We start from the raw sequence: 13,104 nt of genomic DNA, 5'->3' as shown, positions 1-13,104 counted from the left end.
TCGCCTGGACGGGACGCTCAGGGCTGCTGGTAGTGCCCGGGCGTCTCGCCGTCCGGATGGGCGTGTACCTTGGACACGCGAATGTCGTGGATCTGGTTGGCTTCGGCGAAGTGCAGGATGTCCTCGGGCCTGGCATCCGCCGTCGGCATCGCGCCGGCATCCGGCAGGTCGCCACGATGTACCTGCAGCAGGTGATAGGCCGCCAGGTGCTGCGGAAGGGTCTCGTCTTCGGCGTCGATGACCGAAGCCATCGGATCGTTGCGGAAGATGTAGTTGATCTCGAACTTGTGCTCGCGCGTGGTCATGCCGGTCTCCCGTGTCTCGTCGCCGCTGGCCGGAAACGGCCAGGGCCGCCGTGTGCGGCCTGGGCCTGCTTCAGCAATTGACTGACCGGCGGACGAGACGTTCCGGCCACCGGTACCCGCGCGCGGATACCGGCGGGGGCGTTACTTGACGATAGCCAGGTTGCCCTTGAGCGCGACGCCAGCCATCACTGCGCCGGCATGGCACTCGTACTTCTGCGGATCCTTGTACTCGACGTGCTTGTAGTTGCTCGCCAGGTCGACCACGGCATTGGCGCCAGCGGCTTTCGCCTCTTTCTGCATGGCGATCAGCGCCGACTGCAGGACCCAACTGCAGGCCTCCTCGTCGGACTTGTTGAAGGCGTTGGTCTTCTTGCTGGTGGTGACGCCGGAACGCACGACGCTCACCTTGCCGGCGGGCTGGTTGCCGGCCAGGTAGAACTTGACGCTGCCGTCCAGCCGGCCGGCGTTGACGGCCTCGGTCACCACCTGGTCGAACGGCAGGTAGTGGGTGGTATCGCGTGCCTGGCTCAGCGAGGGCAGGGCGCTCAACAGCAATGCGGCGCCGATCCATGTTGCTTTCTTCATTGCGATCTCCTTGCGTGCGTGTGTTGCCGTGGAATTCACGTCCAGCGCCGGAACACCAGCGAGGTGTTCACGCCGCCGAACGCGAAGTTGTTGTTCATCACGTATTCGTGCTGCATCGCCCGCGGGTTGCCGGTCACGTAGTCGAGTTCGCCGCAGCGCGGGTCGACGTTGTCGAGGTTGAGCGTCGGCACGTAGCGGTCGCGGTTGAGCATCTCGATGGTGAACCAGGATTCCAGCGCGCCGCAGGCGCCGAGCGTGTGGCCGAGGAAGCTCTTCTGCGAGCTGATCGGCATGCCGCGGCCGAACAGGGCCTCGGTGGCCAGCGTCTCGGCGATGTCGCCCTGCTCGGTGGCGGTGCCATGGCCGTTGACGTAGCCGATCGCCTGCGGGGCGAGGCCGGCGTCCTCGAGGGCCAGTTCCATCGCCCGGCGCATGGTCGCCTGTTCCGGCTTGGTGGCGTGCTGGCCGTCGGCGTTGCTGCCGAAGCCGACCAGTTCGGCGTGGATGGTGGCGCCGCGCGCCAGGGCGTGTTCCAGCTCCTCGAGCACCAGCATGCCGGCGCCCTCGCCGATCACCAGGCCGTCGCGGTCGCGGTCGTAGGGACGCGGCGAGCGCTGCGGCGCGTCGTTCATCAGGCTGGTGGCGTAGAGCGCGTCGAATACCATGGCCTCGGTGGCGCACAGCTCCTCGGCGCCGCCGGCGAGCATCAGCGGCAGGCGGCCGAACTTGATCGCCTCGTAGGCGTAGCCGATGCCCTGGCTGCCGCTGGTGCAGGCGCTCGACGTGGGAATCACCCGCCCGGTGAGGCCGAAGAAGATGCTGACGTTGGCGGCGGTGGTGTGCGGCATCATGCGGATGTAGGAGTTGGCGTTCAGGCCGTCGGCCACCGAGTTCAGCAGCATGTTGCCGAACGCCTTGATCTCTTCCGTGCTGCCGGTGGAGGAGCCGCAGGCCACGCCCATGCGCCCATCGCGGATGCTGGGGTCGTCCAGCAGTCCCGCATCGGCCAGCGCCCGCTCGGCCGCCGCCACCGCCAGGCGCGAGACGCGGCCCATGCTGCGCAGTTGCTTGCGGGTCCAGTGGCCGGGCACGGCGAAGTCGTCGACCGGGCCGGCCAGGCGCGTGTTCAGCTCGGTGTAGCGATCCCACTCGGGCATCCGGCGGATGCCGCTGCGGCCGGCGGAGAAGGCCGCTTCGATGCCGGCCCAGTCGTTGCCGAGGGAGGTGAGCCCGGCCATGCCGGTGACGACCACACGCTTCATCAGCACAGCCCGCCGTTGACCGCCAGCACCTGGCGGGTGATGTAGCCGGCATCCGCGGACATCAGGAAATCGACCGCGGCGGCCACTTCCTCCGGGGTGCCCAGGCGCTGGGCGGGGATCATCTTCAGCATCTCCTCAAGGGGCAGGCCGGCATCCAGCATGTCGGTGTCGATCAGCCCGGGCGCCACGCAGTTGACCGTGATGCGGCGCTTGCCCAGTTCGATCGCCAGGGCCTTGGCGGCCCCGATCACGCCGGCTTTGGAGGCGCTGTAGTTGACCTGGCCGCGGTTGCCGATGAGGCCGGAGACCGAGGTGATGCAGACGATCCGCCCGGGCTTGCGGCGTCGCACCATGGGCATGGTCACGGGGTGCAGCACATTGTAAAAGCCGTCCAGGTTGGTGCGCAGGACCTGGTCCCAGTCGTCCTCGCTGAGGGCCGGAAAGGCGCCGTCGCGGGTCAGGCCGGCATTGCAGACCACGCCGTAGTAGGCGCCGTGGGTCTCGATGTCGGCTTCCAGGGCCTGGCGGCAGGCGTCGCGGTCGGCCACGTCGAACTGCAGCACGCGGGCCTGCCGCCCCAGGGCGAGGATCTCGGCCTGCACGGCCTGCGCCTCGTCGCGGCGCGAGCGGCAATGCAGGGCGATGTCATGGCCGCTGCGGGCCAGGCGCAGGGCGATGGCGCGGCCGATGCCGCGGCTGGAGCCGGTGACCAGGATGCTGTCAGTCATGGACGGTTCTTTCTTCTTCTCACACATGGGGTTCCTGCAGGTAGCGCGCCACCTCGGGCGGGCGGAACACGTTCAGGCGGGCCTCGGCGTGCAGCCCGGGGCCGTCGAGGTGGCATTCGAACACGCCCATGCCGTTGTCGTCCTGCAGCGAGCGCAGGGCGCGCACGCTGAGCCGGGCGCCGGCCGGGAAACGCTCGACGTCGCACTGGTAGTGGCGGGTGCCGAGCAGGAAGCCGGGCTCCACCGGCTGGCCGACCAGGCGGGCCTGGCAGCCGGCGTAGGCGGCGACGCACTGGGCCATGATCTCGACGCCGACCCAGGCCGGCAGGCTGCCGTCCGGGAGGTTGAACAGGCCGCCCGGAACGACCGTCAGGCTGGCCTCGATGCTATCGGCGTCGAAGCGCTCCACGGCGTCGAGCAGCACCATGTCGCCGGCGTGCGGCAGCAGTTCGGCGACCGGCCAGGCAATCATGCGTCGCTCCCGAGGATCAGGCAGCTGTTGTTGCCGCCGAAGGCGAAGGAATTGGTCATCATCCGGTATCTCGAGCGTTCTGGCAGGCGGCTGTCGGTGCCGGTCAGGGCCAGCGGCGGCAGCGCCGGATCGGCTTCGCCGTCCCAGCGGTGAGGCGGCAGCCGCCGGGCGGGATTGTGCGCCGACAGCGCCAGCCAGCAGAAGGCGGCTTCCAGCGCACCGGCGGCGCCCAGGGTGTGTCCGGCCAGCGGCTTGCTCGACGAGCAGGGCACGCCCGCGGGGAACACCGCGTCGACCGCCAGGCTTTCCATCGCGTCGTTGTGCCGGGTCGCCGTGCCGTGCAGGTTCAGGTAGTCGATGTCGGCCGGCGCCAGCCCGGCGTCGGCGAGCGCCTGGCGCATCGCCGCAATGGCGCCGCGCCCGCGCGGATCGGGCGCGGAGATGTGGTGCGCGTCGGAGCTGGCGCCGGCCCCGAGCAGGGCGACGGGCGCGGGTTCGCGGGTCATCAGGAACAGCGCCGCGCCCTCGCCGATGTTGATCCCGGCACGGTTGCGCGAGAACGGATTGCACAGTGCGGGGCTGGTCGCTTCCAGCGCGGTGAAGCCCTGCAGGGTGAGGTCGCACAGGGTGTCCACGCCGCCGCACAGCACGGCGTCGCAGACGCCCGCGCGCAGCAGGCGACGGGCGCTGATCAGCGCGCGGGCGCTCGAGGTGCAGGCGGTGGACAGGCTGTAGCTCGGGCCGCCCAGGCCGAGGCGGTCGGCCAGCAGGCGCGCCGGGGCGACCAGCTCCTGCTGCGCATAGTGATAGTCGGCCGGCAGCGCGCCCTGGCGGATCTCGCCGGCGATGCCCGCGGCGGCTTCGAGGATGCCGGTGGTACTGGTGCCGATCACCACGCCGATGCGCGCGCGGCCGTAGTGGGCGATGGCCGCCTGCACGTCGGCATCGATTTCCTCCAGCGCCGCCAGCAGCAGACGGTTGTTGCGGGTGTCCTCGCCCGGCGCCGGATCGGCCAGCGCCGGCAGCGCGCCGCTCACCGCGCCCACCGGCAGGCTCATCCCGGCGACCGGCGTGGGGTAGGGCCGCATGCCGGAGGTGTCGCCCGCCAGCAGGCGCGCGCAGACCTCGGCCTGGCCGCGACCGAGCGCACAGATCACCCCGAGGGCGTTCAGATAGGCGGTCATGGCGTGGCGGCTCCGGCGAGGGGGGCGACACCATAGGTCAAGCCGCCGCCGACGTCGAGTTCGAATCCGTCCGCGGCGGAGCGCACCTGCCAGAGGCGCTCGCCGTCGACCGACAGCGTGCGCCCGCCGGGCGCGACCCGTGCCTGCGGGTAGGCGTCGGCCAGCTGCCGCTCCGGCGTCAGCGCGAACAGCAGGGCGGCGAACAGTTCGCGGGCCTCGGCGTTCGGCGGCAGCAGGCCGTCGGCATGCCAGCGGCCGTGCGCCAGGCGCTGCCGCGCCAGCGGAATGCCCAGCGGATCGAGCAGCGTCCAGCGCAGCCCGTCGGCCTCGGCCTGGATCACCAGCAGGCGGTCCGTCCGGCTGGCGCCGTCGTCCCGCTGCAGGTGCAGCTGCAACGGCGTCTGCAGCGCGACCGGCACGGCCGGCAGCGGCAGGCGCCCGGCGCAGGCGGCCAGCAGCAGGGCCGGCAGCAGGCAGAGCAGGACGGAAAGGGGCGCGCGAACGGTCATCGGGTCAGGCCGGGGCGCAGAGTTCGGCGAGCACGCGCAGGCGCCGCTTCGGGTCGGCGACGTAGGGGTTGTTCTCGTCCCAGGCGTAGCCGGCGAGAATCGAGCAGATCATGCGGCGAATCTCCGGCTGGGCGTGCTCGTAGTAGATGACGTTCTGGAAGGTGCAATCGTACCAACCCTCGACGTAGGCCCGGAAGGTATCGACGCCGCGCTTGAGCGGCGCGGCGAACTCGCCCGCCCAGTCCACCGGTTCGCCGTTCAGCTGCCGGTCGAGCAGGCCGGCGGCCAGCCCCGCCGAATGCATGGCGATGGTCACCCCGGAGGAGAACACCGGGTCGAGGAATTCCGCGGCGTTGCCCAGCAGCGCATAGCCCGGGCCGTGCAGTTGCTTGACGTTGGCCGAGTAGCCGCCGATCAGCCGTGCCGGGGTGTCCCACAGCGCATTGGCGAGGATGCGGCGCAGGTTCGGCGCCTCGCCGACGAACTCGCGCAGGCAGGCGTCCAGGTCCAGCGGGCGACCCTCGTAACGCTCGGCCGCAGCCACCACGCCCAGCGAGCAGCGGCCGTTGCTGAAGGGGATGGTCCAGTACCAGACGTCGCGCAGTTCCGGATGGGTGGTGATGAGGATCTTGTCGCGATCGAAGCGCGGGTCGTCGATGCGGTCCTCGATATGGGTGAACACAGCGCGGCGCACCGGGAAGCTGGACGGCGCCTCCAGGTCCAGCAGGCGCGGCAGGACCCGGCCATAGCCGCTGGCGTCGAGGACGAAGCGCGCCTCCACGCGGTACCCGCTTCCATCGGCGCGTTGCACCTGCAGCCACGGCTGCGGGCCGTCGAAGTCGGCGGCGACGATCTCTTCCTCGTAGCGGATCTCCACGCCCTGCTTCTCGGCCTCGTCGGCGAGCAGCTTGTCGAAATCGGCACGCACCACCTGGTAGGTGCTGCCGTGGCCCGGGGTGAACTTGTCGCGGAAGTCGAACTCGGTGTAGCGCTCGCCCCAGCCGAAGGCGGCGCCGTGCTTGGTCTGGAAGCCGGCGGCGCGCACCGCCTCGAGCATGCCGGCCTGCTCGATGAAGTCCAGGCAGTGCGACAGCAGGCTCTCGCCGATGGAGAAGCGCGGGAAGCGCTGGCGTTCGATGACCAGCACGTCATGCCCCCGTCGCTTGAGCAGCGCAGCGGCGATTGCGCCGGACGGGCCGGCTCCGATGACCACGACAGTACGGTGTTGCAGCTCAAGCGGTGCCATGTCGGCTCCTTGCCAGGGGGGATGGAGAAAGGGACGGGCTGGCCCAGGGGGCGAGCAGGAAACTGAATAGCAGGCCGATGCTCACCGCCAGGCCGAAGTTCGCCACCGCCGGGGTGGCGGAGAGCAGCAGCAGGCCGAACGACAGCCAGGTAGTGACGGCGGCCAGCGCCGTGCCGAGCAGGCTGACCGCCGGGCCGCCGACCGCCTGGCGCATGAGGATCGCGTAGTCGACGCCGATGGCGGTCACCAGCAGCAGGCCGAACAGGCCGAACAGGGTCAGCGGCTGGCCCAGCCAGCCCAGGGTCGCCAGGCTGCCGGCCGCGGCCAGCAGCGGAATCGCCAGGCAGCGCAACGCGCCGTACCAGCCGAACGGTCGCCACAGCAGCAGCACGATCAGCACGCAGGCCAATGCCTTGAGCAGCGCCGCCTGCCGCTGGGTCTGGCCGAACAGGGCGTTCAGCTGCGCCGGGCGGTCGATCAGGCGCACGCCATCGAGGCCCTCGTCCAGACCGCCGAGGGCGCGCAGGTCGCGCAGGCCCTGCAGCCGCACCATGCCGGCCGCCCCGCCGTCCTGGCTGCCGAGCCAGAGCGCGCGCCAGGGCTCACCCAGCGGGCCGGCCAGGACCTCTTCGAGGGAAATCGGGCCGCGCTCGGCGAGGGCATCCAGCTCCGCACGCAGGGCCTCGGGCGTGACGCCCAGTTCGAGCAACGGGCCGGCTGCGGCGAGCAGCGCCGGAAGCGCCCGCAGGGTCGCACGCTGCTGCTGCAGCGGTGCGGCGAACTGGCTCAGGGCCTGGTAGCCGCCGAGTCGGCCTGCCCCCACCAGCGCCTCGAGGCGTTCGGCGAGCTGCGCCTGGCGCTCCAGCAGCTCATCGGCGTTACGCGCGCGGACGAGGAAGTACTGGCTGGTCGGCTGAAGGCCGGTGAGCGTCGCCACGCGCTGCGCTTCCTGGTCGAGGGCGGGCGCGCGCTCGACCCACTGGCGCATGTCGTCGTCGAAATCGACGCGTCCGATGCCCAGCAGGACGAACACCAGGAACCCGGCCAGCAGCCAGGGCGTACGGATCGCGGCGAGCAGCCGGGTACGGCCCTCGAGCAGCGTGGCGGTCCAGGCCAGCGGCTGCGGCCAGGGCCGCAGCGGGCGGCGGAACAGCAGCGGCAGCAGGCAGGTGGAGCAGAGGAAGGCGCCGAGCAGCCCGGCCACCGAGAACACCGCCACCTGGGTCAGCCCCGGGAAGGCGGTGAAGGCCAGCGCCAGGTAGCCGATCAGGTTGCTCAGCAGCGCCAGGGCCAGCCCCGGGAGCGTGCGGCGCAGCGCCTGCGTGCTGCGCCAGGGGCTGAGCGTCCAGCTCTTGGACAGGTAGTGCAGCGGGAAATCGAGGCTGACGCCGATCAGGCTGGCGCCGAGCACCAGCGTCAGCACGTGGATCTGCCCGAACAGCGCCACGCAGGCCGCGCTGCCGGCCAGCGCACCGACCGCCACCGGCAGCGCCACCAGCCAGATCCGCGGCGTGCGGAACAGCCAGAGCAGCAGGCCGAGCGCGCCGATCAGCGAAAGTCCGCCGATCAGGCTCATCTCGCGGCGAGCCTGGGCCTGCGCGTGTGCCGAATAGAGCACGCCGCCGGCCGCCAGGGCCTCGCCGCCGCGAGTTGCGACCTGTGCCTTCGCCGCCTCGATCTCGGCCGCCACCCGCTCGGGCAGAAGGTCGTCGAAGGCATCGCCGGCCAGCGTCAGCCGCAGCGCGTACCAGCGTCGGCCACTTTCTTCGCTCAGCATCCGGCCATCGGCGTCGATCTGCAGGCGGCCGGTCTGCGGCAGATGCGCCTGGGCCCGTTCGGCGAGGCCGAACCAGTCCTGTTCCGCCGGCACCAGCGGCTGCCCTTGCAGCGGGTCGTAGAGCCGGGCCAGACGCTGCTCGACGAAGGCCACCGGCTGCTCGGCGAGCAGGCGGCGATCGTCGGCGTGCAGCAGGGCCAGGCGCTGCTCCAGCAACTGCCGGCGCAGGTCCGCGAGGTTGCCCGTCAGGCGCGTGCGCACCTCGGAGAACAGGCCGCTGTCGTCCAGCCGGTCGGCGATCTCGTCCGCCAGTTGCGTGCCCCGGACGGCCTCCGGGTGGGTGACCAGCAGGACCAGCTCGCGGTTCAGCGGCGCCTGCATGCGCGCCTCGGCCTGGCGCGTGAGCGCATCCGAGGCCTGCTCCGGCAGCAGTTGCAGGAGATTGGCGCTGATCGGCGCGCCGCCGCGCCATTGCCAGGCCGTGACGGCGAGCAGCGCCAGCAGGCCGAGGAGAAACAGGCCGGGTGCTGCGTAGCGGCGCCGGGACGCTCGGTCAGTCGGCGAAGGCATGGCGTTCGTCGTCGCTCAGCCGCTCACCCGGCTGGCTGTCCTCGAGACGCAGCAGGGTGCGATCGCCCTGGGTTTCGTTCAGTTCGATGCGCTCGACCGTGGCGCCACCCTCGATGCGGATGCCTTCGAAGATTTCCGCCAGCAGGCGCGAGCGGGGCGTCATCTGCAATTGCCAGTCGGCGGCATCGCCGGACAGCGCCAGTTCGAAATCCTCGGCCAGCGCCTCGGTATCGCCGCTCAGCACCGCGAGGAACAGGCGGTTCTGCCGTCCCGCGTCCTGCTGGCCCGTCGGTTGCCAGCCAGCGGGCGTGTACTGGGCGATGCCCGCCGCGGTGATGCGGTAGCGCTGGGCGAACGGCTTGTCCAGAAACCACAGCAGGCCCCGGTCGCGGGTGAGCACGAAGCTGCCGCGGCTGACCAGCGGATTGGGCAGCGCGCGCAGGTGCTTTTCCTGGACGAACTCGCCACGCACCACGGCCGGGGCGCTGAGCTGGCGGGTCAGCTCGGGGAGGCCGAAGGCCCAGGCGGGTTGGGTCGCCAGCAGGAGGATGAGGGGGGCGAGGAGTTTGGTCAGGGGGCTTCTGGATGCTTTACGACGAGAAAGTATTCCAAGCAGACGGGAGCGTGCACCGGCGCCTTTCCGAGACGCTGTGGCAGGAGCCCCGTATCCACGGCATTCGCGAGCGAGCTCGCTCCTACAACAGGATTCGGCGTCCGGCTCAGCGCGCATCGCCCGGCTCCCGGCCGATCGCCCGCTCCACCGCCTCGACGAACACCGCCGGCGAGGCCAGCTGCATCTCCCGGCTGGCGATCTCCACCGCCACCTGCACGGTGCTGCCGCGGGTCAGCCGCTCGCCGGTGGCCGGGTCGCTGATCAGGTAGTTGATCTTCAGCCGGTGCTCCCATTCGACGAGGTCGGCACGCACGCGCACCCACTGGTTGAAGCGTGCAGGGCGTACATACCGCAGCTGCAGATCAATGATCGGCCAGCCGTAACCGGCCGCGCGCATCTGCTGGTAGTTGTGGCCGATGCGCTCGAGCAGGGCGCAGCGCGCAACTTCCAGGTATTTCACGTAGTGCCCGTGCCAGACGATGTCCATCGAGTCGACGTCGAAGAAGGGCACGAGGATGTCGACCTCCGCCCGCAACACCCCGTCCTTACGCATAGAGCCTCCAGGCACGGGCGCGGATGCGCGCCAGGCACAGGCGCAGCTCGCCTTCCAGGGCACGGTCCTCGACCACCGGCGGGAAGTCTGCGGCCAGCTGCGCGCGCATGGCGGCCAGCGGTTCCGGCAGCGGCCGCGCGCCGGCCTCGCGCTGGCGCAGCCAGACGCCCTGGTTGGCCGCCAGCAGCGTGGCGGCGGCGACCTGTTCGGCCAGCTCCAGGCTGCGCAGGGCATCGCGCGCGGCGATGGTGCCCATGCTCACCTTGTCCTGGTTGTGGCATTCGGTAGAGCGCGAGAACACGCTCGCCGGCAGGGTGTTCTTCAGCGCCTCGGCGGTCCAGGCGCTGGCGCCGATCTGCACGGCCTTGAAGCCGTGGTTGATCATGGCGGTCTCGGCCGGCGCGCCGGACAGATTGCTCGGCAGGCCGTGGTTGTAGCGCTGGTCGACCAGCAGCGCGAGCTGGCGGTCGAGCAGGTCGGCGAGGTTGCCGACCAGATTCTTCAAGCTGTCCATGGCGAAGGCGATGTGCCCACCGTAGAAATGTCCGCCATGCAGCACGCGCTCGTTTTCCGCGTCGATGATCGGGTTGTCGTTGGCGCTGTTGAGTTCGGTCTCGATGAACTGACGCAGCAGCCCCAGGCTGTCGGCCAGCACGCCGAGTACGTGCGGGGCGCAGCGCAGCGAATAGCGATCCTGCAGGCGGTGCAGCGGCGGCGTCGGGCCGTCGATCGCCAGGTCCTGGCGCAGCCAGGCGGCGACCTGGGCCTGGCCAGGGTGCGGCTTGGCGGCGAACAGACGCTCGTCGAAATGCTCGGGGTTGCCCTCCAGCGCCACCAGGTTCAGTGCGCTGATGCGGGTCGCCAGCTGCAGGAGGTAGTCGGCGCGCGCGTAGGCCAGGCAGGCCAGGCCGGTCATGACGGCGGTGCCGTTCATCAGCGCCAGCGCTTCCTTCGGGCGCAGCACCAGCGGTTCCCAGCCGAGCTCGCGGTGCACCTCGGCGGCGCTGCGGCGCTCGCCGCGGAACAGCACCTCGCGCTCGCCGGACAGGGTCGCGGCCACGTAGGACAGCGGCGTCAGGTCGCCGCTGGCGCCGACCGAGCCTTCCTCCGGTATCAGCGGCAGCAGGTCGTGGGCGAGGAACTGCTGCAGCCGCTCGACCAGTTCAAAGCGCACGCCGGACACGCCGTGGGTGAGCGAGCGCAGGCGCGCGGCGAGCACCGCGCGGGTGGCCTCGGGTTCGAGCAGGCGCCCGAGCCCGCAGCCGTGGAAGGTGTAGAGGTGCCGCGGCAGTGCCTCGACCTGCTGCAGTGGCACGGCCACCACGCAGGAATCGCCGTAGCCGGTGGTGACCCCGTAGATGACCCCCTCGCGGTCGAGCAACGTGTCGAGGAATTCCGCGCCGCGGGCGATGCGGGTACGGAACGCCGGGTCGCCGGGCAGGCGCGCCGGCCGGCGCTGCTCGGCCACCGCCAGCACGTCCTCGATGCGCAGGTGGTTGTCGCCGAAGATCACGGGGTCAGGGTTGTTCATGGTCCATCCAGAACGGGTAGAAGTTGAACCATTGCCGCGGTGCCTCCAGGCAGCGCGCGGCAAGGCGGTCGGCATAACGCTGGGCCCACTGCCGGATCACCGCCTCGCGCTCGGCGCGGCGCCAGCCGATGCGTTCGGCGAAGGGTTCCATGTGCACGTGGTACCGCTCGCCCTGCTTGAGGCAGAACAGCAGATTGACGCCGCACTGCAGCAACCCGGCGAGCAGCCAGGGCCCCTGCGGGAAGGCCGCCGGGTGACCGAGGAAGCTGGCCTCTGTGACGCGCCCGCCGTGCAACGGGACACGGTCGCCGGCGATCGCCAGCCATTCGCCGTCGTCCAGGCGCTGGGACAGCTGCAGCATCACCGCCGGATCCAGCTCGCTGACCTGGATCAGGCGCAGGTGGCTGGCGCCGGCTTCGCCGAGCAGGCGGTTGAAGCGTTCGGCGTGGCGGGTGTGCACCAGCACGTTCATCCGTACCTGGCGCCCCAGTTCGCCCAGCGCGCGGCAGACTTCCAGGTTGCCCAGGTGCGAGCCGACCAGCAGTTGGCCGCGGCCCTGGTTCAGCCGTGCGTGCACCTGCTCGGGATGATGGATCACCAGCCGCTCGCGGCCGAGGCGGCCGTTCCACACGTCGAGCTTGTCCAGCAGCGCGTCGGCGAAGGCGCGGAACTGGCCGAACACCGAGGCTCGGGTCGGCTGCAGTTCGGCGCGGCCGCTCCAGGCGGCCAGGCGCGCCTGGTACTGCCAGGCGCTGCGCCGCGCCTGGCGGCCGAACAGGAAGAAGTAGGCGACGATGCCATGGATCAGCGGGGCCATGGCGCGGCGCCCGAGCCGACGGACCAGCCAGGCGGTCAGGCGCATGAGCGCGAAGCTGCCGCGCTCGCGCTGATCGGCCCAGTGCGGGCTGGTCGCCGGGCCTTGGCTCATCCCTGCAGACGGCGCCAGATCAGGCCCGGGGCGCGCACCAGCATGCCGAAGAACAGCCGCGCGTGCATCGCCGAGATCAGCAGGTTGTCCTGCCACAGGCGGAAATGGGACACGCCATCGGCCGGATAACGCACGCGGGTCGGCAGCCAGACCATCGGCTGGTCCTGCCAGTGCATGCGCACCAGGATCTCGCTGTCGAAATCCATCCGCGAGCCCATCTGCACCGAATCGGTCAGCGCCAGGGTGGTGGCCAGCGGGTAGACGCGGAAGCCGCACATGGAGTCGCGGATCGAGATCGACAGCGTGTTGATCCAGACCCAGGCCTGGGTCAGGTAGCGGCCGTAGCGGCGGCTGGCCGGGATGCTCGCGTCGAACTGCGGATAGCCGCAGACCACGGCGTCGGGCGCCTGGCTGGCGCGGTCGAGGAAGCGGCCCACGGCGCTCAGGTCGTGCTGGCCGTCGGCGTCCACCTGCAGGGCATGGGAAAAGCCCAGCCGTGCGGCTTCGCGCAGGCCGCTGACTACGGCGCCGCCCTTGCCCCGGTTATGGGCATGGCGCACCAGGTGCACCGAAGGCTGCGCGGCAAGCGCGTCGATCACCTTGGCGGCGACCGGGTGCGAGCCGTCGTCGACCAGGATGCACGGCAGGTCCTCGGCGAGCAGCACCGCGACCACCTCGGGCAGCGTGCGTTCGTGGTTGTAGACCGGGATCACCGCGCACGGCTTGAACCAGTCCTCTTCATGGGCCGCCGGTACCCTGGCGTGCGAAGCCGACAGGTCGGCATCGGTCTTCGAACCATCCGTGGCTGGCGCAAGCGCCGTTTCGTTGTACTCGGTCATTA

At 70.8% G+C, this 13,104-nt stretch carries 14 protein-coding genes; all 14 read right to left on the bottom strand.

Features of this window, described 5'->3' with window-relative positions; translation table 11 throughout:
• Positions 1–17: 17 nt before the first annotated feature.
• Positions 18–305: a hypothetical protein gene (locus tag H610_RS0102395; protein WP_028238191.1), complete on the bottom strand. Its 288-nt coding sequence runs from the start codon at positions 303–305 to the stop codon at positions 18–20.
• A gap of 141 nt (positions 306–446) precedes the next feature.
• Positions 447–890 carry an excinuclease gene (locus tag H610_RS0102390; RefSeq protein ID WP_028238190.1) on the bottom strand — a complete coding sequence of 148 codons (444 nt, stop codon included), beginning with the start codon at positions 888–890 and terminating at the stop codon, positions 447–449.
• A 35-nt stretch (positions 891–925) separates the two neighbouring features.
• The gene (locus H610_RS0102385) at positions 926–2,152 is read right to left on the bottom strand and encodes a beta-ketoacyl-ACP synthase (RefSeq protein WP_028238189.1); all 1,227 of its coding nucleotides are present in this window, start codon (positions 2,150–2,152) and stop codon (positions 926–928) included.
• Positions 2,152–2,880 (bottom strand): 3-oxoacyl-ACP reductase FabG, encoded by a 729-nt coding sequence (fabG, locus tag H610_RS0102380; RefSeq protein ID WP_028238188.1) that lies wholly within the window; start codon positions 2,878–2,880, stop codon positions 2,152–2,154. Before fabG ends, H610_RS0102385 begins: the two co-directional genes overlap by 1 nt.
• A gap of 19 nt (positions 2,881–2,899) precedes the next feature.
• Positions 2,900–3,352 (bottom strand): hotdog family protein, encoded by a 453-nt coding sequence (locus H610_RS0102375; RefSeq protein ID WP_028238187.1) that lies wholly within the window; start codon positions 3,350–3,352, stop codon positions 2,900–2,902.
• Complete coding sequence (locus H610_RS0102370; protein ID WP_028238186.1) at positions 3,349–4,536, bottom strand: beta-ketoacyl-[acyl-carrier-protein] synthase family protein; 1,188 nt, start codon at positions 4,534–4,536, stop codon at positions 3,349–3,351. Before H610_RS0102370 ends, H610_RS0102375 begins: the two co-directional genes overlap by 4 nt.
• On the bottom strand, positions 4,533–5,045 hold the full coding sequence (locus tag H610_RS0102365) for a DUF3261 domain-containing protein (RefSeq protein ID WP_043237414.1): 513 nt from the start codon (positions 5,043–5,045) through the stop codon (positions 4,533–4,535). Before H610_RS0102365 ends, H610_RS0102370 begins: the two co-directional genes overlap by 4 nt.
• A gap of 4 nt (positions 5,046–5,049) precedes the next feature.
• Positions 5,050–6,291 (bottom strand): NAD(P)/FAD-dependent oxidoreductase, encoded by a 1,242-nt coding sequence (locus H610_RS0102360; RefSeq protein WP_028238184.1) that lies wholly within the window; start codon positions 6,289–6,291, stop codon positions 5,050–5,052.
• The gene (locus H610_RS0102355) at positions 6,278–8,638 is read right to left on the bottom strand and encodes an MMPL family transporter (RefSeq protein ID WP_028238183.1); all 2,361 of its coding nucleotides are present in this window, start codon (positions 8,636–8,638) and stop codon (positions 6,278–6,280) included. Before H610_RS0102355 ends, H610_RS0102360 begins: the two co-directional genes overlap by 14 nt.
• Positions 8,622–9,212, bottom strand: coding sequence for an outer membrane lipoprotein carrier protein LolA (locus H610_RS0102350; RefSeq protein ID WP_028238182.1), 591 nt, complete (start codon positions 9,210–9,212; stop codon positions 8,622–8,624). The genes H610_RS0102355 and H610_RS0102350 overlap by 17 nt, the downstream gene beginning before the upstream one ends.
• Before the next feature lie 145 nt (positions 9,213–9,357).
• Positions 9,358–9,804, bottom strand: coding sequence for an acyl-CoA thioesterase (locus H610_RS0102345; RefSeq protein ID WP_028238181.1), 447 nt, complete (start codon positions 9,802–9,804; stop codon positions 9,358–9,360).
• A complete protein-coding gene (locus H610_RS0102340) occupies positions 9,797–11,335 on the bottom strand; it encodes an HAL/PAL/TAL family ammonia-lyase (protein WP_028238180.1) in 1,539 nt (512 codons plus the stop codon). The genes H610_RS0102345 and H610_RS0102340 overlap by 8 nt, the downstream gene beginning before the upstream one ends.
• Complete coding sequence (locus H610_RS0102335; protein WP_028238179.1) at positions 11,322–12,263, bottom strand: LpxL/LpxP family acyltransferase; 942 nt, start codon at positions 12,261–12,263, stop codon at positions 11,322–11,324. The genes H610_RS0102340 and H610_RS0102335 overlap by 14 nt, the downstream gene beginning before the upstream one ends.
• The gene (locus H610_RS0102330) at positions 12,260–13,102 is read right to left on the bottom strand and encodes a glycosyltransferase family 2 protein (RefSeq protein WP_084166353.1); all 843 of its coding nucleotides are present in this window, start codon (positions 13,100–13,102) and stop codon (positions 12,260–12,262) included. The genes H610_RS0102335 and H610_RS0102330 overlap by 4 nt, the downstream gene beginning before the upstream one ends.
• Positions 13,103–13,104: the final 2 nt, after the last annotated feature.

Origin of the sequence: Stutzerimonas azotifigens DSM 17556 (genome assembly GCF_000425625.1) — a bacterium.
Classification (GTDB): Bacteria; Pseudomonadota; Gammaproteobacteria; order Pseudomonadales; family Pseudomonadaceae; genus Stutzerimonas; species Stutzerimonas azotifigens.
This window is presented reverse-complemented; position numbering and strand designations above follow the sequence as displayed.

What these genes read in the sequence shown, in the direction of transcription:
- H610_RS0102360 (WP_028238184.1), bottom strand. Translation starts at nt 6,291, where the DNA reads ATGGCACCGCTTGAGCTGCAACACCGTACTGTCGTGGTCATCGGAGCC.
- H610_RS0102395 (WP_028238191.1), bottom strand. Translation starts at nt 305, where the DNA reads ATGACCACGCGCGAGCACAAGTTCGAGATCAACTACATCTTCCGCAAC.
- H610_RS0102370 (WP_028238186.1), bottom strand. Translation starts at nt 4,536, where the DNA reads ATGACCGCCTATCTGAACGCCCTCGGGGTGATCTGTGCGCTCGGTCGC.
- H610_RS0102365 (WP_043237414.1), bottom strand. Translation starts at nt 5,045, where the DNA reads ATGACCGTTCGCGCGCCCCTTTCCGTCCTGCTCTGCCTGCTGCCGGCC.
- H610_RS0102330 (WP_084166353.1), bottom strand. Translation starts at nt 13,102, where the DNA reads ATGACCGAGTACAACGAAACGGCGCTTGCGCCAGCCACGGATGGTTCG.
- H610_RS0102385 (WP_028238189.1), bottom strand. Translation starts at nt 2,152, where the DNA reads ATGAAGCGTGTGGTCGTCACCGGCATGGCCGGGCTCACCTCCCTCGGC.
- H610_RS0102340 (WP_028238180.1), bottom strand. Translation starts at nt 11,335, where the DNA reads ATGAACAACCCTGACCCCGTGATCTTCGGCGACAACCACCTGCGCATC.
- H610_RS0102335 (WP_028238179.1), bottom strand. Translation starts at nt 12,263, where the DNA reads ATGAGCCAAGGCCCGGCGACCAGCCCGCACTGGGCCGATCAGCGCGAG.
- H610_RS0102390 (WP_028238190.1), bottom strand. Translation starts at nt 890, where the DNA reads ATGAAGAAAGCAACATGGATCGGCGCCGCATTGCTGTTGAGCGCCCTG.
- fabG (WP_028238188.1), bottom strand. Translation starts at nt 2,880, where the DNA reads ATGACTGACAGCATCCTGGTCACCGGCTCCAGCCGCGGCATCGGCCGC.
- H610_RS0102375 (WP_028238187.1), bottom strand. Translation starts at nt 3,352, where the DNA reads ATGATTGCCTGGCCGGTCGCCGAACTGCTGCCGCACGCCGGCGACATG.
- H610_RS0102345 (WP_028238181.1), bottom strand. Translation starts at nt 9,804, where the DNA reads ATGCGTAAGGACGGGGTGTTGCGGGCGGAGGTCGACATCCTCGTGCCC.
- H610_RS0102355 (WP_028238183.1), bottom strand. Translation starts at nt 8,638, where the DNA reads ATGCCTTCGCCGACTGACCGAGCGTCCCGGCGCCGCTACGCAGCACCC.